Genomic DNA, 22,815 nt, shown 5'->3' on the forward strand with positions numbered 1-22,815 from the left:
ACCTTCCCTTTCTTCTATTCATTTATCTATGGTGTATACTCATACTCACTTTTATCGTATATTCCTCCATATTCATTAAACAAATCCCGGTCAGATATAGCCAGATAAATTCTTTCATATTGAGGATTATATGTCAGCATTGCACCATCTGAATAATAAATAAATACCCCATTTTCATTAATATAATCCGGTATTAATTCAAACGACCATGACAATGTATAGCCACTATACATTAACTGCAAATAACGATCACTCATATTAATAACCTGCAGATTGGAACCATTTCCTACTTGTGTATACATAGCACTGTAATTTGTATACCAATACAGATCATTCTCGTTATAACTTACGGATTCATCCTGTGTTACATCTGATCCCGGCCGGGTTGCCAGACATAATTTATATTCTCCACACACTGTCATGCTGATGCGACTGGTATCTTCATTTGCATTTGCAGGGAAATCAAAAACTACCTCCACATTAGCTCCTGTATTTCCCGCCAAATTGCCAGATTCCCAATCTGACCAGATTCTTTTGCAGGCTACTCCATCATTGTCAACATCACTAAATATATTGGATGATACAAATCCAGATGTCATTTCATCCTTATTATAGACATAAACCGTGCAATGGACTTCCAACCCTTGACCATCATTTCTTGCCCGGACACGCGCATTTTTTACCTGAACGCTCCAGTATGGATCCTGATCTATAGTCTCCATTAGATAATACACATCGGAAGATACATCTGCCTTCTCACTCTTTTCTTCCGCCGCCTCCGTTGTATTTACAGTCTGCTGCTCTGTCGTAACCACGCTTCCATCTGTTTTATCCGGCTTTGCCCCACTCTCACCAAACAAACGGCTATTGTAATCCTCAAAAAGACTTTCATTTGATTTGCCATCATAAATTACATCATGTAATACCGGATAGCCATCACTATTAAACCCAAATATTACAGATTCATCCACACCATCCGGTTCTGTAAAACTGACTGTTACATATTCTTTATCATCAACTTTCTCATACGACCAATCCAGATCATCCTCACTATAAGCAAATCCAAAAAAGTCCTCTATCGTATAATCTGCGGTCGCCATTGGATATGTCTTAATATATTCAATACAGCCCTCTTTCCGCAAAGCATCATCCCAGTACCAGGTAAAAATACCAATCAACACCAATATGGTACTGCCGATAATCAACAGAACTTTCTTTGATCCTGCCTTTTTTATCAACCATGGCATTGCCAATATTCCCGCTATCGCAAATGCAATACCCGATAGGATATGTCCCATTGGAAAAGCTATAATAGCAACAAGAAACATTCCAATAAACATCCATTTCAAACGAGCCATCTTTGATTCATGATAGGCTTCCCGTAATATCTTTGATCCGCTTTCTTTCGTTTCGGTTCCATCCCCTCCATTGTGTCCCTTTTGCAGATCATATGCCTGCGCCCCACAGAAAGGGCAAAAATTTCCCTCAAATTTTTTCCCACAATTGCTACAAAACATTCTCTTCACCTTCCTTTTTTAATTTACTTATAAAATCAATACTAGTTATAACGATACAGATGTATCGGCAATCCCCCTACTTCTAATGTCATATTGTTTAAATCTTTATTTGCACTTTCGGGCAGAACAAAAACAAAGTGATCCGTAAATGAAGCTCCACTGGATATGGTTTTTCCATAATAATCACAACTGATTCCCACTTGATCTTTAATACCGGCATCATTTAATACAAAAATATCATCCGGATAAAATATTTGATCTTCGCTGCTGATATTTGTAATTGAAACATCACAATACACATATACGGAATCTCCAAATACCCAGTGTTCATCCTCTGATGCATCAGTAACAACAATCTCCCATCCGTCACAGGTAATCGTATCTCCTAAATATCCTTCCTGTGTGGTTTTTCTACCAGAACCACCATTTTCATCATCTGATGCCCAAGCCCAAAACATTCCGGCTAATATAAAAATAATTGTTACAAATCCAATCGCCCGCTGTCTTTTGGCAGATAGTCTGTTTAATACAAGGGGACACAAAGGAAATGCAGCAATCAGAAAACAAAAACCACTTACTATTTCTCCATCAGAAAAATATACAATTGCAAATATAATTGCCAGAATCATAATGCCCCAAAAGCAAAGACCACGCATTCCTGTCAAAGGATTCGGAATATCATTTTTAATCTGAGTCTGATTCCCCTGACCATTCATACCATTGTAGTAATTCTGGTTTGGCATCCCCTGAGCGTTCATACCGTTATAATAGTTCTGATTTGGTATTCCCTGTCCGTTCATATTGTTATAATTCGGATTCGGCATCCCCTGTCCGTTCATATTGTTATAATCCGGATTCGGCATCCCCTGTCCGTTCATATTGTTATAATCCGGATTCGGCACTCCTTGTCCGTTCATGCCGTTGTAATAATTTTGGTTTGGCATCCCTTGTCCATTCATGCCATTATAATTATTCTGTTGATTATATTGTGCCGGTTTTCCACAATTCGGACAAAACCGACCTTCAAATTCTTTTCCACATTCACATTTCATAAGCAGTCTCCCTTCACCTCTTTATTTCACGCCTGCCTGTATACCTTCTGCCTGTCCTTGTCATTGCCAGTCTTTTCTGAAAAAAATTCCAGAATAATATGTCGATGTATCTTTACGCTGTTCCACATCTGTTACATCTTTATAAGTATATTTTGTATTTGTAGGGGGATGTTCTGACGCTGACTTATATGTTTTTGCTGCAGCCTGCTCTTTGGGACTTTCACCTGATGAATTCAAATGAATATTTGATATATATTCCGCTCTTTTTACCGGATCGGATAACACCTGATACGCTTCATTGATCAATTGCATTTTTTCATCATCCTGTGCACTATGTCCGGATTGATTATCCGGATGATATTTCTTACATAGTGCACGGTATGATGCTTTTATGACCTCTGGTTCTGCATTTTCTGAAACATTTAACACTTCAAAATAGTTGACCATATGATCTCTTTTTATTTCTTATCCTTTTTCTATTTCTTAGCCTTTACTGACATTACGTTACTCCACTTGGAATAAACAGTCTTGCCACTCGCTTTTCCTTTTGCACGGACTCTGACATAATACCGCTTACCGGCCTTTAATCCGGTAAGATTAGCGGTTGTCTTTGTTACTGTTTTTGTCTTTGCGCCCTTGAATGATTTCTTGGTTGCATACTGGATCTGATATCCGGTTGCTCCTTTTACAGAAGAATACTTTACTTTTGCCTTCTTATTCTTCTGCGCTGTCAGGTTCTTTAATTCAATCGCTTTATTCTTTACAGATGCTTTAACGGTAATCGTATAAGTCTTATATGCTCCGCTGTCTGTAATTGCATATATCTTTGTAGTTCCGGCTTTCTTGGCTGTTACTACACCCTTTCCTGAAACAACTGCCACTGTCTCATCTGCCGATCCCCAATAAACAATATCTGTGGAATCAAGTGGAGAAATCGTTGCTTTTAAGGTTATTTTCTTTCCCTGCTCTACAGTATCTTCGCTTCGATCCAGATAAACCTTAACTGCAGGTACTTTTACATTTACTATGCATCTAGCTGTCAGACCATTCTTTGTCTTTGCTGTAATGACTGTTGATCCTGCCTTCTTGGCTTTCACCACGCCATTTGCATCTACCGTTGCAATCGCTGGATTCTGACTGCTCCATGTTACTGTCTTATATGTTGCTTTTGCAGGAAGAACCGTTGCTTTTAATGTCTGGGTTTTTCCCTTCTGAATATTTGCACTGGATACATTCAGTTTAATGGATGTTGGCGGAATCTCCTTTACAAGAATTGAAAATGAAACACTCTTGCCGCCAAGACTTACTGTTATCGTCTGTGTACCGATCTTATTCATATTGTAACTTCCAAGCATAGATTCTGATGGAATCATCAATGCATCTAATTCATCTTCATACACTGCATACAAGGAAAATCCATTCAAACTGAGTTTATCTCCCTGGAAATACTCCTGTTTTGTTGGAAGCTGTTTGATCATAAGGCTCTTTACACGCACCGTTGGATTGCTTCTAAGCTGCGCATATGGATAACTGCTGTATTCATCCAGAAACCAAACATTCTTGAAATCAAAACCTACATAGGAAGATGAATATTTCATCATAGCTTCGGTGAGAGGGGTTGCATTATTATACTGTGTATTTCTTTTTGATTCCATAAGGCTCTTTGGATCGTAGTAGCAGTTTTTGATTTCATCATTATAGTTATAACTTCCCATTATTGGTTTATAATAGCCATCATCAGCCTGCTGCAAATTTCCTCTTGTATAACAATTTGTTACAGAATTCGCATAACCACTATAACTACGTCCAACAATTCCACCTAAATACCCAGAATAACTATTACTAACACTACAGTTATTAATACAATTTTGTACTATATTCTGCTCTGCATTCCATATCCTTCCGATAATTCCACCTAAACAAGCACCGCCATCACTAACCGATATTAAACCATCTACATAGATTCCGGATATCTGAGTATTATTACCACACGTTCCAACTAATGCACCGGTATAGTCTCCATAATTTGTATTCATCTCAATATCCACATCCGTCAGACTGAGATTCTTGATCGTTGCTCCACTGACAGTTCCAAACAGACCAACCGTATCAATCTTTCCATAGATATGCATACCAATGATACGATGTCCATTTCCATCAAAGGTACCTGTAAAATTATCAATTGGTGTCCAGCCATTACCGGTATCAAAGATGCCTCCTTCCTTTGTATACTCTGTCAGATCAATATCCTCCGTCAGAATATACTTACCGGACAAATTATTCCGGATACCATTCAACTGATCTGCTGAACTGATCGGTTCATATCCCTCCGGCACCACTGTTTCTGCTGCCTGTGCCTTCCATTTCACAGGACTGCCAATACTGCAGCCAAGCATAACTGCAACTGCAATGATAAGCATTGCAATAACTTTCATCTGCTTCTTCATAGTTTTTCCTCCTTCGTCCTTATAAAGCTCTTAATCAAATAGATTTTTTGATTAAAAGCACCTGTTGTTTTAAATATTTTAGTACAGATGTTTACTAATTTCAATAGTAAATATTTGTACTAGATATACTATATCTATCAAACAACAGGTGGTAAGTATATGAAATATATTCAGAGAATTCGAAACTTAAGAGAAGACGCTGACTACACACAAGAATACATTGCCCATGTTCTTGGCACATCCCAGACAATGTACGCCCGATACGAACGTGGTGCAAACGAACTGCCAATTCACCATCTGCTGACATTATGTGACCTCTATCAGGTATCTGCCGACTATATTCTCGGACGTACAAATGAAAAATAGCGAATCTACCCCCGCAGATAATTCTTCTCCCCCCTGCCAATAAAATACACCTTATGAAACGGCACAGTCACAAGAAGTGTCACCGCTTCTGCGATCGGTACAGCCAGCCATGCTCCATAGATCTTAAGGAAATGCGGCAGGATCAGAAGGCTTAACACCGTAAAGATAAATGTCCGGCTGAATGAAATGATCGCCGACACCTTACCATTTGAAAGGGCTGTGAAGAAACCGGAGGATGTGATATTTAATCCACTGAACAGGAAATTGATCGCAAAGATCTTGAATCCAATCTCCGCCAGTTCAAATGTTGCCGGGTCATGTGTGAACACCGTAATGATCCAGGTCGCGAGTACCTCTGCAATAACCGTCAGAATAACCGCCGATACCGCCACAAAAAGGAATGCAATCTTATAAATACTCCGAAGTTTTTTCTTATTCTTTGCGCCATACTGGAACCCAACGATCGGACTGATCCCGATTGTAAATCCCAGATAAAATGCATTGAATAAGAACTGTCCATACAGCAGGATCGAGATAGCCGCAACTCCGGCTTCTCCTGCAAGACGCATCAGAACAAGATTGAACAATACCGTTACAACAGAATTTGAAAGCTCTGATACCATCTCTGAAGAACCGTTATAGCAGGCATGTCCAAGCTCCCGCAAGGAAAGCTTGAATCCGGTAAACCGAAGCTCACCTTTGGAAAACATGAAAAATACAAGTCCGGCAATCGCAGGAATGCACTGACCGATTCCTGTTGCAAGTGCCGCACCTGCAACTCCCATATCACAGATCACGATCAATACGTAATCAAGAACAGCATTTACAATACCTGCACCGATCATAAGCAGCAAGCCCATCGTTGGCCGTCCCGCTGTGACCAGATACATCTGAAACAACGTTTGCAGCATACAGGCAGGAATGAATAAGCTCACCATTCCCAGATAACTTTTACAGTCTGCCAGAAGCACTTCATTGGAACCCAGCAGTCTGGATATTTCTGTCAGGAACACCTGACTGATCACCACGATCACAAGACTGACCAGAATACATACCGTGACAAACTGAGTCAGGCTCTCACATGCTCTCTTTTTATTTCCCTCTCCAAGATATTTGCTAATGATCGCATTTCCACCCGATGCCAACATCATGGCAATAGCGATCGCCACATTTACTACGGGATATACGATATTTAACGATGATAATGCATTACTTCCGACAAATCGGGATACAAAGATACCATCCACGATGGTATACAATGACATAAATACCATCATGATGATTGACGGTGCCGCAAAGCTCAGCAGCGACCATGGCGTAATGCGACGATTTAATGATTTACCCATTTTAACAAGTCCTCTCCGTTTTATAACACTTTTCTAATTGACAAAGCCAAGCATATACTATAGGGTAACCCTATAGTCAAGTGTAATTTTGAAAATGAAAGGAAATTCAAATGAATAAAAAGATATATATGACGACCGGCGAGTTCGCCAGGATCATGCGAATAACAAAAGAAACCCTGTTTCATTATGATGAGATCGGTTTATTTCAGCCGGAGCTCACCCAGCCAAATGGTTACCGCTATTATTCAATCTATCAGACCGAGATCCTTGACACCATCCTTTTATTAAAAGACCTCGGTATGCCGTTAAAAGAGATCAAACAGCAGCTTGCCAACCGTGATCCGGCAAAGATGCTCCATATATTAGAAGAACGTGAACATCAGATCAATACGGAGATTGCCAAATTACGTTCTATGGAAAAATGGATCTCGCAGCAAAAGAGCAAGATCCATTTCGCCATGCAGATTGATCCGACAGCCATCTTTATCGCCGACTTCCCGGAACGCTACTATCTCTATGCAGAAGCACCAACCGCTACAGATGCTGAACTGTATCGAAAAACCGATGACCTGATCAATCTTCTGCTAACGGTCGGTTCTACTTTCAAAAATGATTATGATATGGCATATTTCCAGCATGTTTCCCATATCGAATCAGATAAGTACGCTGTCTATGATAATGTCGCCCTGTTGTTAGATAACAAGCCTTACGGGCTTCCTGTCCATACCTTGCCTGCAGGAAAATATCTCACCGCCTACCACACCGGTCACTGGGATACGATCGGCGATACTTACGACCGCCTGATGACCTTTAAACATGAACACAACATCCATACTTCCTCTGAATATCTGGAGCACAATGTTATAGATAGCTTCACTGCCGAAGACCCGCAAGACTACATTACCGAGATCACTGTAGCCATAGAAGCATGATCTACATTTTTATATAAGGCTCCGCTTAAAACTTCTCAAAGAAATGATATTCGTACAGGTTGGTCAGCTTCTTACCTGTCAGTGCCGCATAGGTACGAAGTAGCGAGGATGCACAACCTGCCACACCAACATACAGTCCCGGATAGCTCACAACTCTGGTCGGGATCGTTCTCCACCAACTGTCATACCAGGTACGAAGTCCCGGTGTCCGGTGATCCGAATCGGAAAGCATCACATCAGCCGTACGGATCATATAATCATAGAACTCTTTCTCTCCGGTATATTCATACATGGCAGCAAAATGCTCCAGAATACCTGCTGTTCCACAGCACTGGCACTGGCAGTTCCAGAAGCCCCAGGAATGTTTCTCCGGCGCACCGGCACGGACGATACCGCGCGATAATTCGATCGTCCAGTTCCGGTAGATCTCCTCTCCGGTAATCTCATACAGTTCACGAAATGCCAGCGTACTTCCAACCGGGCCATGACATGTACTGAGATAATATTTGTCATACGTCGGACCTGTTACCGGATGATCCTGATATGGAATCAATCGTCCGGTTTCATCTCCAACTGCGATATTCATTGCTTATGTAAGTCCTTCCTTTGCCAGCTCCAGATATTCCTCTTTCTTTGTATCCTGATATAAGGCTGCGAACATCCATGCCGTTCCGGTCGTTCCATGTGACCAGTTCGGGAATGTCGTATCCTTCGCAAAATCAATCATCGACAAGTCAAGCAGCTTCCAGAACTTTCCACCATTTGGTGCAGGAAGAGCATCCTGTGCGATCCGGTCTGCAGCCGCACATGCCGTATCCAGATATTTCTTTATACCGGTCTTACGGTAAAGGATATCTAAGAATACGATAAATCCGCCATCTGCGGTGATATCCTCCTGATCACTCCAATGCAGTCCTCTCTCATCGGTTACTGCTGCTTCAAGCAGGACATCCGCAACATATAATACATAATCCCGATATTCCTGTTTTCCTGTCACCTGATATAGGTCTTCAAGGAAATATGCCTCACCAACCGGACCATTATAAGGGCCTGCCGCCCAGCCCGGAACCGGAATAATACCCTTTACCTCTGAATGAAGCGTCGTCTGATACCATTCCACACCAACCTTCGTCGAAATGATATGCGCCGCCGCTTCCTCTGCCTCAGTCAGCCAGCGTGTGTCTCCGGTTGCTTCATACAGCCGGATAAAGAAAATACCAATACCTGCCGAACCGTCATACATACTCTTCGGCGTAAATAACGGAACATCCTCCCGATATCCATCCTGTCCTTCCGGCAACGCCTGCCAGATTCTTCCATATTCCGTCTTAATCGCCAACGTATCGATCCATTCCGCCGTATCGATCGCCGCTTTCAAATAATCTTCTGCTGTATTCTTTTGAAAAATCTCCGGTGTAATCAACTTTGCCATATCTTCGTCTTCTTTGTAACTTTATCCTATGCTATAAAAACTTCTCACTCTGTCTCAGTTTATCTCGCTGCTTATTATCTCTTTCTCCAGTCATTCCTGTTTCATCGCTTTTATTTCCTAGTATTTCTATATGATAATTATACATGTATTTTCAAATTAAGCAAGCCTTAAAATCACACCCAAACTATAACTATACTATTAAGTGTCCTTTTCATTACATTTTGTATCGTGTTATATCGTTCTCCCCTTATTTACGAACTCTCATAAGGGAAAATAAGGGAAAGAAAATCTGGTAACAAATTATAGAAATGGCGCTAGAATATTGGGACTTGATATGATAAGATTAACGGAAATACTTTATTTGAAAGAGGTGAGAACGATATGAAATATATCCGAGATAATTACTCAGTACAGTTGATGTAAACTGTTGGCAGATTGTGCTGAGGTGAAAATAAACTTGCTAGCAGTCGTTAACTGTACTGTCCAAATGATTGAACTACAATATATAAAGGAGTACAGTTATGCGCTATATAAAAGAAATTCTAAAGAATAACAGAATATGGGTATTAGCTTACATTGGACTAGGTATATTTAATGCATTTATGGCTAATTACAAGACGGACTATTTTCAGAAGGTTATTGACGGATTGGCGACTGGAACACTTACATTTGCAGGAGTTATAACCTACGGTCTTATTTTGCTGGTAAATTATTGTATGAATTATCTGGATAATTATCCAGAAAAGAAATTGGAGTATGGTATTTATCTGGATTTTAAGCTTTTGTCGCTTAGAAAAATAAGTACAATCGATTATACGGAATATCAGAAAATAGGTACTGGAAAACTTGTTCAAAGGATCGAGAATGGCTCATCCGCAGGCAGAAATGTAGTATTCAATTTCTGGTTACGTTTGATTCGTGATTTACTTCCTACCATTGTTTTTAGTGTATATTTTATTTGGAAGATTGATAAAATAATTACTTATATTTTGTTTGTAGGCTATATGCTTATTTTTATAATAACCAATATTCTACTAAAGTTTCTATACAAAATAAAAGAAAAGATTTTGAACAGTGAGGAGCTATTCAATCATTTTCTGGTTAGGGGCTTTATGGAAATGTTGGTATTCCGTATGAGCAAACAGTTTCCGAGTGAAATAAAGAAAACTCGTAGTGCCAAAGAGAATATTGTTTCATCAAAAGTAAAAATGAATATGATTCATGAAGCATTTTTTACAATATTTGCGCTACTTGTGGCAATGTTAGATATTGGTATTTTATTTTACGCATGGAAAACAAAAAATCTTACAGTGGGTTCTATAGTTGCACTCATTGCGCTGATTGAAAATGCTTACACGCCGATCGCTATTTTTAATGTACTTTATGTTCAATATAAATTGGACAAGGCATCCTATAAGAGATTTGAAGAATTTTTAGATTTAAAAGATGATAATCAATTAAGAAATGGTAACGCAATTAATACGGACATTGGTGAAATAGCGATAAAAAACTTATCGTTCCAATATGAAGAACGGAAAATTATTGATGATTTGAGCCTGTTCATAAAAAGGGGACAAAAAATAGCTTTTGTAGGAGAAAGTGGCTCTGGAAAATCCACTGTGATTAAAATATTACTGGGATTACTAAAATACAATCAGGGAGAAATCTGCTTAGGTGATATGGAGTTAAGTGGAATTTGCCTTAATAATTTGTATGACAAAGTCAGCTATATATCGCAGGATGTTCCCGTTTTTGATGGAACAATAAAAGAAAATCTGGTATTTGAAAAGAACGTGTCAAAAGAACAAATGCTGGACGCATTGAGTGAAGTGCAACTATCTCATTTGGTTGAGAATCTTGCGGAAGGCTTAGATACTGAAATTGGTGAGAAAGGAACCTGCTTATCAGGTGGAGAAAAACAAAGACTTGCCTTCGCCCGCTTGTGGTTTGAAAACCCTGAACTTGTCATTTTGGATGAAGCAACATCTGCAATGGATAATTTAACAGAAGAGATTGTAATGAAATCGGTTATGCAAAAAATGAAAGATAAAACGGTCATTGCGATTGCACATAGATTAAATTCCATTGCCGGTTTTGACAGAATTATTCTCTTTAGAGAAGGGAAGATTGTCGGACAAGGGACTTTTGAAGAACTATTACATACAGATTCTTATTTTAAGGAACTGTATAATGCGAATGTTCAATAATAGTATTTGTTACATTTGAATTTGTAAAAAATTTAAAGTGGCTGGCGCTCTTGCTTTTAGTGTTTGAACGACAGCCACCCAACAGAAATTCATACTATTTTAAGCAAATAGTTTTTGCATTTGTAGATATTCGAATTGCCTTTGTACGCATATTTTTTCACAGATGCATTATCTAGTTGAACATCCCCTGTAATGAATATCAGTAAGATTTTCGTTATAAAATACAGCTTGCCAGCATATGCGGGCGCATGTTTGAGCCGGAGGCGAGTTTGCGCAGGAGCATATGCGAATCAGGCAAACTACTGCTCATCCTCCAGCATCTCCCGGTCCTTCTCCATCTCCTGCACAACCCCAAACGCCGACAGCTCATCCGCAAATTCTTCCATATAATCTTGATAATGCTCCATCAGTTCTGCCTGAACCGCATCCACGCCCTTCTGTTTACCCAAATGGCGCTTCTTATCCACACCATGCTTCCGGCTTTGGCGCATCCCCGGATATACCTGATCTGCAGTCCTGTTTCTTCTATTAAATAACATATCCCATTCCTCTTTTCATACAAAAAGAAACCGCCATGTATATAAGCCATTCCGGCTTCCTTTCTTTATAAAAGAGTATCGACATCCAGCAATCGGTTTATACCATTCCTTCTGCTGTATCAATTAAATCATAAATAAAAATCCGGGAGAAATTAAAATTGTGTATAGAAAGGGCTTGAGCCCCAGTAATTAATACTGAGGCTCATTCTTAAAGGAGAGGTCATGGAGGATTCCAAAAAGGGGGGGTTTGGGGGGGTTTGGGGGTTATGGGGTACATTACATCGTAATATAGGGATTATACGAATTCGTGCATTGGGAATCCTCCATCATATCTATTCAAATGTTAAGTAATTGTCTTTTTTAACTTACTACACTGTAGTAACTTCTTTCAAGATGTTCGTTTTTATTTCCTGTCCATCTCTTATGGTGCTATGATAACAAATTCATTCAAATTTGTAAATATTGCATAATAAATAAAGTTTTCCGGGTTTTATGGTTCTTTTTGCACAAATTTTACTATATATGATAGCTTTATGAATATTTTGACGGATTTTGCCTGTCTCATTTTGTCAAATTTACTATTTCTTTACTCAAACAGCCAAATTCAATCAAATAAAATTTGATTTGCGTGCGATACTTTTCGACATTTTACGATTTTTTACAGCAGCAAAAATTTGAAAATATTGTGAAAAATGCCATTTTTTGTTCAGAATACTTTTTTATATCGCGAAGCGTTTATATTTTCTTCTTAAAAAATAAAATCCGGAATGTAACAATACCTAATTTCTCCGTCAGATATAAAGAAAAAGGAGCTCAAAACTGAACTCCTCATCTTTCGAAAAAAATACTATGCAAATATATAACGTCTGTCACAATCTTACTGACCCCGTATTCGGAATCCTCTTCTATCGCGCCAGACGCTTTACACAATATATACGTTTGTATAGATTTTGTCAAGAATATTTCAAAAAAGTTAAGATTTCTTTCCCCCCTTTACAAATTGTTCCAATAATCCTATCATTCTACATAGATTGAAAGAACACAACACAGCCGCGCAGGAGGAAAACCACATGAATACAGATGCATTATTACAGGGACGATTCAAGGATTTGGCAAATAAAGCCTATCAGAAGAATATCTATACCTTTACAAATTTTCTGTCTGCATCCGATCTGGATATTTTCTATTCTATCCTGCCGGACATCAACCATGTACCATATCAGATTTTCGGTGGCCGGGAAGGATGTGACCGTGTTATGATCCGCTTTGGATCAGAGGATATGACCGGATATGAACTTCCATTTCCGATCACCATACTTCAGATCACACCATTACTGGACAAATTTTCAGACGAGCTGACTCACCGCGACGTTCTGGGTTCTCTAATGAACCTTGGTATTGAACGTGAAATGACCGGTGATATTGTTATGAAAGAATCCTCCAGAAGCGGAAAACGAAATACCGCTTATGTGTTCTGTGTATCTTCGATCGCAGATTACATCACTGATAATCTTACCCGCATCAAACATACCAATGTCCGCTGTATCATCTGCCCGGATGATGACCTGCCGGATATTGTACCAACACTGGAAGAATTTCAGTGCATTGCTGCCTCAGAACGGATCGATGCTGCCATTGCTTCTATCACGAAGCTCTCCAGAAGCCAGACTGTCGCCCTGTTCCGTGAAAAAAAAGTATTTTTAAACAATCGCGTTCTTGAAAATAACAGCTATAACCTGAAACCGGAGGATACTCTGTCCATCCGCGGATATGGCAAATTCATCTATAAAGGCTGTGGACATGAAACCCGGAAAGGCAGGATCTATCTGACATTTGAACGTTATGTCTGAATTAATACATACAAACAGTGCAGACCTGAAGCAGCTAAGCGAATCTCCCGATATGCTGCGCTTCCAGACCTGCACCATTTTTGACATCTTATAAATTTTTCTGGTTTATTTTTTTATGTTGTCACTACCCTCCTTCCATTTTTGTTTATCGGAATCCCTTCATATATCCCGTAACATCACTATACAAAAAATCACCTGCGAAAAACCGTTGATGTAATAAATAGCATGTCTCAATGTAACTTTTGGTATTGCAATTCCAAAAAAGCACGCACTACATACTCAAATTCACTCTTTTTTATTTCAAATGTTCCATTATAAAATGCCACTACTTCCTGCACAATCTGAAGGCCCAGACCATGCGGGTTCCGCTCCACCTGCCCGTTACGCAATCCGGGTATTTGCTTTTCTGCCCCGCCGACAGACCCGCTGATCTGTATGCTGTTTACCGTCATTTCCTTGATCGTATTCCTGCATACGATCATAAGATTGCTCCTGTCATATAAAATCTTGATCCCTATTTTTCCCCCACGAATCGTATATTTTACGGCATTGTCCAGTATATTTCCAAGCAGCATATTCAAATGATGGTCATTGATCGCAAGATCGATCGGCACTGATATCCATGTCGTGATCTCAATTCCCCGTTCGGATGCTTCCCGCTTTTTATAGGACAAAATTGCATCAATCAGAACATGCCCGGAAATCACCTCCTTTGCCACCACAACTGCCAGTGCCTTTTCATATTCCTGATGCAGCAGCTCATATTGACCATTTTCCAGATACACACATTCCAGCATATATTGCTTCTTCAGGTCATGACGAAATTTCCGAAATTCCTGCCAGACCTTTCCCAGAGAAAAACTATATGCCTTATACTGTTCTGCTTCCGCACGCATCGTCCGGACATTCACTTCCCGTATCTGTCCATTTCTTTCCTGACGATACAGGTTACTGGATAATATATTGACCGCATACAGAAGCAGTACAATGGTCGGAAAATGTTTTCCTCCACATGCCGTCCGAAAATGTGTAAACAATGCCAAGGTTATTACCGGAACACAAAATACCTCCACAAAATCTCCAAACGTCACCTTATACTGCAAGACCAGTAGTGGATCCGGACAAGTCTCATCCATATCGGGTGCACCAACATTTGCATGATGACTTCTCCACAGCATTCTCCACGCCAGAATATTCAATTTTATAAATACTAAAAGGATAATTCTTGAAATAGATACAGCAGATATCTGAAGCCTTATAAAAGTTTCTTTTCCAACATCAGCATGGCTTCCAACCATAATAAAATAACGATAAACAAGCTTTTCCGCAGCGATCATAAACACTGCCAGATAAATGCCTGTAACAGCCGCCTGTTTCCATGGATATTGAGATTTCCCGGCTATTTTCCTGCATTTTCCGGATATACAACCAGAACTTCCAAATAACCGGATTGTCCAGATATAAAAAAGATTAGATGCCAGCGACAGAATAGAACTCAAATGCCTGCTCCCCCGATCCAGTCCATATAATATTCCCGGACATATTTCTTATTGTCTCTGCTGATGGCAAGCTCCATCCCATTACTCATGATAACTTCTGAGTATCGAAGCTCCCTGATATGACTGGTATTGACCAGATAGGATTTGTGGATCCGGACAAAATGCTGCTGGTGCTCCTCCAGATATTTTTCCAGATTCTCAAGTTTATCATAAAATTCAAATATTCCGGAGACACAAACAGCCGTGATCACCCGGCGGTTACTCTCCAGATAAATAATATCTCCAATGTTAATAGCGTAATACGTGCGATTATAATAGAATGGAAGAATTTCCATATTGTTTCTGACATGACATATAATTCTGTCAAGCAAAGGAAGAAAGGTCTGTTCATTTACCGGTTTATCTAAAAACTGAAATGGCTGGACATCAAAGGCCGCCCGATAATATTCACTGTACCCGGACACAAATACAAGAAGCATAGATGGATACTGTTTCCGAAGCTGTACTGCCACCCGGATCCCATTCATCTCCGTCAGCTCAATATCCAGAAATACGATCTGATACATCCCGCTCTGGTCGATCTCCATCAGCAGCTCCTCGCCACTGCAAAATGTATCAATCTGAAAATTGAAATTACAGCTTCTCATATACGTTGCTGTCATCTGACTGATCTCGTCCAGAACATGCTGCTCATCATCACAAACCGCAATCCGAATCATAATATTTCCCCCCATAATATAATTTGTACTTATTTCATCATTGCTGTAAGTTTATCAAGCATATATAACAACTGTTCTGTTTTCTCAGCCCCAAATCTCTGATATGAGATATGTTTTTTCTTCTCGTCATCCCCAATTTCATAATCCATATACAAACTGTCCTGAAGAACATAATCAGCAGATATCTCCAACGTATTGATCAATGCAACAAAACAATCCAGTGACATATCTGCCTTACCTGTTTCGATCCTGCTGATATATTTATCACTGAGTTCAGTCAATTCTCCCAACTGTTGCTGGGTAAGACCTTTTTTCTTTCTTGCTTCTTTCAACCGTTGTCCTAGAAACGTTCTGTTAATCTTCACTAATCTTTCTCCATATTGCTTTCCGGATTAATATGCTTCAACCTTCTCTTTTGTATTCTGTCAAAATTTGTCTTTTTATAGAACAAACCAACGAAGCATTTTCTAACCAGCAGTAGAATTTCTAAATTGTTTTTTGCGCAGAGCGTTTTTCTTTTCATTTTTTTCTGCATACAAAAACAGTGCCTGACCGATACAACCATTTCCACGAATCCACCGTGAATCTGACAGTATTAAAACCAGGCACTGTTTTTATTTTTATATGTTTGTCTTTCCTGTAAATTTATAAGATATACCGTTTACAGACTTTCTGCACGTTGTCTGATATTCTTCTTGAAATTGATCACCTTATGATCGTATTCCTGATCCATGTATTTGGAATTGATCATAAAATCTGCAGTCGACTTGTTATTTGCAATTGGAATATCATACACCTGCGCGATACGAAGCAGCGCTTTTACATCCGGATCATGTGGTTGTGCTGTCAGAGGATCCGAAAAGAAGATCACCATGTCGATTCTGCCCTCTACGATCTTGGCACCGATCTGCTGATCACCGCCTAATGGTCCGCTGTTGTAACCTCGCACCGGCAGTCCTGTCTTATCTGCGATCATCCGGGCTGTTGTTCCGGTTCCGCAGAGAAAATGATTTTTCAGTATGTCCTTATTATCATTACACCACTCGATCATCTCAGCCTTTTTGCTATCATGTGCGATCAGTGCAATATTCTTCTGTTTCTCAATCGTAAGTGTCACAAAATCATCTGTCATATTAGGTCTCCTTTCTGTCAAAACCTGCTTACCTTATAAGAATTACCACGACTTTTCTGCCAGTGGACATTTCTGCAAGCCTTTATTATTTTGTTATACCAAGCTTGTGTGCTTCATCCGCAACTGCCTTGGCAACCACCTTTGCTACTCTGTCATCAAATGCACCCGGAATAATATATTCTTCATTTAATTCTTCATCGGTTACAATTGATGCGATTGCTTTTGCTGCTGCCATCTTCATTTCCTCTGTAATTCCTGTAGCCTTTGCATCCAGTGCGCCACGGAAGATACCAGGGAAAACCAGAACATTGTTGATCTGATTTGGATAGTCAGAACGTCCAGTCGCCATAACACGAACGCCGCCCTTCTTTGCTTCCTCGGGCATGATCTCCGGTGTCGGATTCGCCATAGCAAATACGATAGGATCGGCTGCCATGGATGCTACCATCTCTGCCGTTACGATATTCGGTGCTGATACTCCAATAAATACATCCTTCCCCTTCATGATCTCTGCAAGATTTCCGGTCTGTCTGTCTTTATTTGTGATCTCTGCCATATCTGCCTGTGCCGGATTCATCCAGTCCTGACCCGGACAGAGTGCACCCTGCTTGTCAACCAGAACTACATTTCCGATGCCAAGCTGAAGAAGCAGCTTACAGATAGAGATACCGGCTGAGCCTGCACCATTGATTACAACATTTGCCTTATCAAAATCTTTACCTACCAACCTCAGTGCATTGATCAGACCTGCGGATACAACAATAGCTGTTCCGTGCTGGTCATCATGGAATACAGGGATGTCTAATTCTTCCTTCAATCTTCTCTCAATCTCAAAACATCTTGGTGCTGATATATCCTCCAGATTGATACCGCCAAATACAGGAGCGATTCGTTTTACGGTTTCTACAATCTCATCTACATCCTTTGTATCAAGACAAATAGGGAATGCATCTACTCCGCCAAATTCTTTAAACAGGATAGCTTTTCCTTCCATAACAGGAATCGCAGCCTCTGGTCCGATATCGCCAAGTCCGAGAACTGCAGTTCCGTCGGAAACAACCGCTACCATATTGCCCTTACATGTATATTTGTATACATCAGCCTTATTGTCTCGAATCTTTCTGCATGGCTCTGCAACACCCGGTGTATATGCTGTACTTAAGTCGTCTCTGTCTTTGACTTTAACCTTTGAGATGACCTCAACCTTTCCTTTATTCTCCTCATGCATCTTTAAGCTCAGGCTATTGTAATCCATTTGTATAACTCCTTTATTCATTGATTATTATATCTGAAGCCATCTTCTATATGGCTGCATATATTCTAGTTTTTGTGAATATATTATATAGATATAATAACATAAATTGCTGGCATATAACAGCAATTAATACCACAAAATAATATGGAGGATTTCAATGAATCAGTCTGTTAAACACAACTTTTTTATCTGGAGTGTTTTCTCTTCCATCTGTATTGTGATACTTGGAAGCGGCTGGCATTTTCTATATGTCATCTTAGAGAAAAGTAATCTGGTCGCCTGGTGCACACCGATCAATGAAAGTATCTGGGAGCATCTGAAGCTTACCCTGTATCCGGTGCTCATCGTTATGCTGATCCTTTATGGTCTGCATTTTATTCCCTGTGGACCTTCGATCCATAAAGTGATCCTGATGATCTCAGCCAGCGTCTGCATCTCAGATCTGATCATTGTCAGCATCTATTATGTGTTCTCCGGCGGATTCGGACTTACCGGAATGTCTATCGACCTTACAGCCTATGGCATCGGTATTCTGGCAGGGCAGCTTCTAAGTGTGATTCACCTGCTTTCGCTCCACCAGATTCCAAAATGGGTATATAGTATCGGTTATATTCTTCTGATCGGACTTATCCTTATCACCGCTGTTTTCTCTTATAATGCACCGAATCTCCCGATCTTTATCCCACCGACTAAATAAAGAATATTTTACTTGCTGCTTGCCTTTACTCTGTAGATTGCTTTCTGGAATGCAATAATATTATTCATGCCATATTTCTTAACACTCAGTCTGATACGACCACCTGCATATTCGACCAACAGCCATTTCTGGATCAGTACAAGGAATAATATTACCATTACGATAGCAACTATAATACCACAGACAATAGCAGTGGAATCATCTAACTGAATCGATGTTATAAGTGTTCCTATAAAGATCAATGCTGCCCAGATTAATAAGGAATACGGTTTATTATCTGTAATCTTTGTTCCGGTAATATCATCTGTATTTATGATCTCTCTGGTCGAAATCCTGTTGATCAATCCTTCACGATGATTATAATACAGGCGCTTGTCTGTCAGAACTGCCTGCTCATTCCGAAGGCCTTCTCCAGATAACAGATTCAATACAAGTCCATTGCTCAGAGTTGCAACCGGCTTCTCATCCTTTTCTACAAATACCTCATCAAAAACATCCCCGGAAACCTGGTTGTCATAATAATTATTATTTGCACCAGTTGGCTGCTGTGTTGCCTGTGTATAGTAGTTTGTGTTATACGGATTTGCCTGTGCATTGTTATAATAGGCATTCTGCTGATAGTATGCATTATTCTGTGCATTCGTATCATATGCTCCATATGTATAGCCCTGCTGTGCTCCATACACATTCTGTGCTGCAGCTGTATTCGGCTGCGTCTGTGTCGCTGTTGCCGTGTTCTGTGTCTGTCCGGTCGTTTCCTGAACATTATTGTTTTCATTTGTAGCCATTTTCTCGTCTCCTCTTCTTTGTAATAAAATGTCCTTATGCAGGTCTTTCAGCTTTCGCTTTCTCTAATATTTAATATAGTCGTTTGCAAAAACAAACGCAAGCGGCTACACTGTTTATTTTGCAAAATCCACTTACAGATTTTCTGCCGCTATTTATATGACAGATCATGTGAACTAAAAGTTTTAAAATATTTGAAACCGGATCAATTTAAATACATACAAAAACCCAGATGCATAAGCACCTGGGTCTTTGTATGTATTTAATTTTAGATTATTGTCGAAGTATTCTGTAAATATTCGAGGTTTCCACACCCGCCATATAAAACGCCATTTTATATAAAATCTATAAATAAATTCTACTGAAGGATGAGCAATTATGTATGCTCCCGATGCAACTGCATCATTCAAATTTTAGATGTATGGTACAATATTTCAAAAGATGTGAAATGTTATACCGCAATGGTACATATTATATAAACTCCTGCTTATAACGAATCTAAACAAGTGGCATCTGTAACAGTCACTGCCTGAACAGATACTATGTTGTACCAATCCTTCCAACAACTTCTAAGCGTCTATGTGATATAGCCTAATGCCCTTGAAACACTACCTATATCTTGTGTTTTGAACAATCCTAGCAGAACATAACCGGTAATCTAATACCTACGTCCCGATACTTCAATCTATGCCGAACCGGCATCTGTGTGGGGACTTGTTTCAAGTTATATCGATAAGGCATCCCGTGTGGAAACAACTTCCCAATCATGTATGCTGCTACGATAAAACTGTTCTTCAATTGTATCCAACGGAATCTCCTCCTTCCTTGAACTTCTGGAAAACACCTTTTACTTTTGACCAGTTTCCGTGTACCGGACCTCGATCTGTTTATCCAGGTGGCATCTGTTTGATGACCGTTCTTTAATGTATCTTTATTATATGTGATAATACCCATTTTGTCAACATTATTTTTTGACAATTTAATCATTTTATTGTATTTATTTTGTCTTTTTGTATTCAAATGTTGTATTGTAGTATTAATTGTATATATTTTTTAAACAATTATAATTCCATAAAAATTAAGTTGACTTTTCCCCTGTGCAGTGCTAGACTTTTAGAAAAATCAAAGGCTATGACAGGAAGGAGTACTTAAGCAAGTGTTACTTCAGAGAGCAGGCGGCTGGTGTGAGCCTGTAGAACATCTTAAGGAAGCAGTCCCCGAGCTGTGATTGCGAAATAGGTTTTAGATTAGCAGTCAACGGAAGGTTCCACGTTACAGGAACAACGGTTAAGAGATCTGGCCGTACAGAGTGCAGGAAGTTTTTCCTGAAGTTAGGTGGTAACACGGACTATAAAAATAATAAGTTCGCCCTAAGCAAAATTTATTTGCTTGGGCTTTTTTATTGTCATCTTATAAAGTCCGGCAGATTCCCATAACAACAGTTTCCTGTACAAGAATGGATTCTTAAGGTTGCTTAACTTCCGGTTTTGGGAGCCGGATAAATTCTTATAAAGAGAGGTATATCGCATGAGAACATACGAAAAATCAACGAAACTCGATAACGTTTGTTATGACATAAGAGGTCCTGTTATGGACGAAGCAAACCGCATGCAGGCAGCGGGCATTGATGTTCTGAAACTGAATATCGGAAACCCTGCACCATTTGGTTTTCACGCACCGGATGAAGTCATCAAAGACATGTCTTACAATCTGAGAGACACCGAAGGATATTCCGATTCCAAGGGCTTATTCTCCGCAAGAAAGGCTATCATGCAGTATTGCCAGTTAAAGCATATTCCAAATGTCGGAATTGACGATATCTATACCGGAAATGGTGTAAGTGAACTGATCACCATGTCTATGCAGGGACTTTTAAATAATGGAGATGAGATTCTGGTTCCTTCTCCTGATTACCCATTATGGACAGCTTCTGTCACACTGGCAGGCGGTACTGCTGTTCACTATATTTGTGATGAACAGAGTGACTGGTATCCGGATATCGATGATATGAGAAGTAAGATCACTCCAAATACAAAGGGTATCGTCGTGATCAATCCAAATAACCCAACAGGTGCCTTATATCCAAAGGAGATTCTGGAACAGATTGTTGATCTTGCAAGAGAATTCGATTTGATCCTGTTTGCAGATGAAATCTACGACAGACTGGTTATGGATGGCAGAAAGCATGTTGCACTCGCATCTCTGGCACCGGATGTGTTCACGATCAGCTTCAACGGTCTGTCCAAATCCCATCGTGTAGCCGGTTACCGTATCGGCTGGATGTGTCTATGCGGCAGAAAGGATCATGTAAAAGGCTACATCGAAGGTCTGAATCTTCTGTCTTCAATGCGTCTTTGTTCAAATGTTCCTGCACAGAGTATCGTTCAGACTTCTCTGGGCGGTTATCAGAGTGCCGATGAACTCCTGCTTCCGGGCGGACGAATCTACGAACAGCGTGAATATATCTACAATGCCCTCTGTGACATTCCCGGTGTATCCGTTGTGAAACCAAAAGCTTCTTTCTACATATTCCCGAAACTGGATCAGGAGAAGTTCCATATCAAGGATGATGAGAAGTTTGCCCTTGATCTTCTCCGTGAGAAGAAGATCCTGATCACCTGTGGTACCGGTTTCAACTGTACAGACCCGGATCATTTCCGTATCGTATATCTGCCAAATATCGTGCAGCTTAAAACCGCTATGGGAAGAATTGCTGATTTCTTAAGCTACTACCACCAGTAAACCTATTCGAACGCAAGTGTTTTGCGTAAATGCAGAAAAAGCTTACAGACTATAATATGCATGGGGCTATTGTAAAACAATTCTAACATTTTGGTTCTATACCTGCTTTTGGGGTTATAGATCTGTTTGACAATCATATCAGAACAAATGCCGAACATACCTTTGTGTAGCAAACCTATTCGAACGCCGGTTCTTAACGAACTGCTTAAGCAGTGAGTTTAGCACCGCTGCGTGAGAATCGAACGCAAGTGTTTTGCGTAACAAATGGTATGTTCGGCATTTGTTTGTACGGTATAA

At 39.9% G+C, this 22,815-nt stretch carries 20 protein-coding genes and 1 other annotated feature; of the genes, 6 read left to right on the forward strand and 14 right to left on the reverse strand.

The window, feature by feature from the left end; translation table 11 throughout:
• Positions 1–26 precede the first annotated feature (26 nt).
• The 4 genes from WKT03_RS00150 to WKT03_RS00165 are packed head-to-tail and all read right to left on the reverse strand — an operon-like array spanning position 27 to position 5,016.
• On the reverse strand, positions 27–1,517 hold the full coding sequence (locus WKT03_RS00150; protein ID WP_340390733.1) for a zinc ribbon domain-containing protein: 1,491 nt from the start codon (positions 1,515–1,517) through the stop codon (positions 27–29).
• Between the two features lie 41 nt (positions 1,518–1,558).
• On the reverse strand, positions 1,559–2,569 hold the full coding sequence (locus WKT03_RS00155; protein ID WP_340390734.1) for an MARVEL domain-containing protein: 1,011 nt from the start codon (positions 2,567–2,569) through the stop codon (positions 1,559–1,561).
• 60 nt (positions 2,570–2,629) lie between these two features.
• Complete coding sequence (locus tag WKT03_RS00160; protein WP_340390735.1) at positions 2,630–3,016, reverse strand: J domain-containing protein; 387 nt, start codon at positions 3,014–3,016, stop codon at positions 2,630–2,632.
• A gap of 29 nt (positions 3,017–3,045) precedes the next feature.
• Positions 3,046–5,016 carry an Ig-like domain-containing protein gene (locus WKT03_RS00165; protein WP_340390736.1) on the reverse strand — a complete coding sequence of 657 codons (1,971 nt, stop codon included), beginning with the start codon at positions 5,014–5,016 and terminating at the stop codon, positions 3,046–3,048.
• 159 nt (positions 5,017–5,175) lie between these two features.
• On the opposite strand from WKT03_RS00165, the gene WKT03_RS00170 reads away from it, so the two are divergent.
• The gene (locus WKT03_RS00170) at positions 5,176–5,382 is read left to right on the forward strand and encodes a helix-turn-helix domain-containing protein (protein ID WP_340390737.1); all 207 of its coding nucleotides are present in this window, start codon (positions 5,176–5,178) and stop codon (positions 5,380–5,382) included.
• Positions 5,383–5,387: 5 nt separating this feature from the next.
• Here WKT03_RS00170 and WKT03_RS00175 read toward each other — a convergent pair whose 3' ends face one another.
• The gene (locus WKT03_RS00175; protein WP_340390738.1) at positions 5,388–6,728 is read right to left on the reverse strand and encodes an MATE family efflux transporter; all 1,341 of its coding nucleotides are present in this window, start codon (positions 6,726–6,728) and stop codon (positions 5,388–5,390) included.
• Positions 6,729–6,838: 110 nt separating this feature from the next.
• Between WKT03_RS00175 and WKT03_RS00180 the strand changes: the two genes are divergently transcribed.
• Positions 6,839–7,660: a MerR family transcriptional regulator gene (locus WKT03_RS00180; RefSeq protein WP_340390739.1), complete on the forward strand. Its 822-nt coding sequence runs from the start codon at positions 6,839–6,841 to the stop codon at positions 7,658–7,660.
• Positions 7,661–7,685: 25 nt separating this feature from the next.
• On the opposite strand, the gene WKT03_RS00185 is transcribed toward WKT03_RS00180, so the two are convergent.
• Positions 7,686–8,246 (reverse strand): lanthionine synthetase LanC family protein, encoded by a 561-nt coding sequence (locus tag WKT03_RS00185; RefSeq protein WP_340390740.1) that lies wholly within the window; start codon positions 8,244–8,246, stop codon positions 7,686–7,688.
• 3 nt (positions 8,247–8,249) lie between these two features.
• Positions 8,250–9,092, reverse strand: coding sequence for a lanthionine synthetase LanC family protein (locus tag WKT03_RS00190; protein WP_340390741.1), 843 nt, complete (start codon positions 9,090–9,092; stop codon positions 8,250–8,252).
• A gap of 521 nt (positions 9,093–9,613) precedes the next feature.
• Between WKT03_RS00190 and WKT03_RS00195 the strand changes: the two genes are divergently transcribed.
• The gene (locus WKT03_RS00195) at positions 9,614–11,299 is read left to right on the forward strand and encodes an ABC transporter ATP-binding protein (RefSeq protein WP_117784471.1); all 1,686 of its coding nucleotides are present in this window, start codon (positions 9,614–9,616) and stop codon (positions 11,297–11,299) included.
• Between the two features lie 299 nt (positions 11,300–11,598).
• Here the strand turns inward: WKT03_RS00195 and WKT03_RS00200 are convergent, their stop codons facing one another.
• Positions 11,599–11,838: a hypothetical protein gene (locus WKT03_RS00200; RefSeq protein ID WP_021944676.1), complete on the reverse strand. Its 240-nt coding sequence runs from the start codon at positions 11,836–11,838 to the stop codon at positions 11,599–11,601.
• 1,070 nt (positions 11,839–12,908) lie between these two features.
• Between WKT03_RS00200 and WKT03_RS00205 the strand changes: the two genes are divergently transcribed.
• Positions 12,909–13,688, forward strand: coding sequence for a YlmH/Sll1252 family protein (locus WKT03_RS00205; protein ID WP_173789181.1), 780 nt, complete (start codon positions 12,909–12,911; stop codon positions 13,686–13,688).
• A gap of 230 nt (positions 13,689–13,918) precedes the next feature.
• Here the strand turns inward: WKT03_RS00205 and WKT03_RS00210 are convergent, their stop codons facing one another.
• The 5 genes from WKT03_RS00210 to WKT03_RS00230 all read right to left on the reverse strand — a co-directional run bounded on the left by WKT03_RS00210 (position 13,919) and on the right by WKT03_RS00230 (position 18,293).
• Positions 13,919–15,187, reverse strand: coding sequence for a GHKL domain-containing protein (locus WKT03_RS00210; protein WP_340390743.1), 1,269 nt, complete (start codon positions 15,185–15,187; stop codon positions 13,919–13,921).
• A complete protein-coding gene (locus WKT03_RS00215) occupies positions 15,184–15,906 on the reverse strand; it encodes a LytR/AlgR family response regulator transcription factor (RefSeq protein ID WP_181985671.1) in 723 nt (240 codons plus the stop codon). Before WKT03_RS00215 ends, WKT03_RS00210 begins: the two co-directional genes overlap by 4 nt.
• 29 nt (positions 15,907–15,935) lie before the next feature.
• Entirely contained in the window at positions 15,936–16,271 is a 336-nt protein-coding gene (locus WKT03_RS00220; RefSeq protein ID WP_021944672.1) for a helix-turn-helix domain-containing protein, read from the reverse strand.
• A 296-nt stretch (positions 16,272–16,567) separates the two neighbouring features.
• Positions 16,568–17,038, reverse strand: a complete 471-nt coding sequence (locus tag WKT03_RS00225; protein WP_021944671.1) for a methylglyoxal synthase — start codon at positions 17,036–17,038, stop codon at positions 16,568–16,570.
• Positions 17,039–17,123: 85 nt separating this feature from the next.
• Entirely contained in the window at positions 17,124–18,293 is a 1,170-nt protein-coding gene (locus WKT03_RS00230) for an NAD(P)-dependent malic enzyme (protein ID WP_117784475.1), read from the reverse strand.
• 157 nt (positions 18,294–18,450) lie between these two features.
• On the opposite strand from WKT03_RS00230, the gene WKT03_RS00235 reads away from it, so the two are divergent.
• Positions 18,451–18,990 (forward strand): DUF6512 family protein, encoded by a 540-nt coding sequence (locus WKT03_RS00235; RefSeq protein ID WP_118674683.1) that lies wholly within the window; start codon positions 18,451–18,453, stop codon positions 18,988–18,990.
• Positions 18,991–18,998: 8 nt separating this feature from the next.
• Here the strand turns inward: WKT03_RS00235 and WKT03_RS00240 are convergent, their stop codons facing one another.
• Positions 18,999–19,778: a hypothetical protein gene (locus WKT03_RS00240; protein WP_340390744.1), complete on the reverse strand. Its 780-nt coding sequence runs from the start codon at positions 19,776–19,778 to the stop codon at positions 18,999–19,001.
• A gap of 1,120 nt (positions 19,779–20,898) precedes the next feature.
• Positions 20,899–21,152: a binding site (T-box leader), on the forward strand.
• Between the two features lie 151 nt (positions 21,153–21,303).
• On the opposite strand from WKT03_RS00240, the gene WKT03_RS00245 reads away from it, so the two are divergent.
• Positions 21,304–22,518 carry an aminotransferase class I/II-fold pyridoxal phosphate-dependent enzyme gene (locus WKT03_RS00245; RefSeq protein ID WP_021944668.1) on the forward strand — a complete coding sequence of 405 codons (1,215 nt, stop codon included), beginning with the start codon at positions 21,304–21,306 and terminating at the stop codon, positions 22,516–22,518.
• Positions 22,519–22,815 lie beyond the last annotated feature (297 nt).

The sequence above is a fragment of the Coprococcus sp. HCN-4056 genome, assembly GCF_037892645.1.
Taxonomy (GTDB): Bacteria; Bacillota; Clostridia; order Lachnospirales; family Lachnospiraceae; genus Coprococcus; species Coprococcus ammoniilyticus.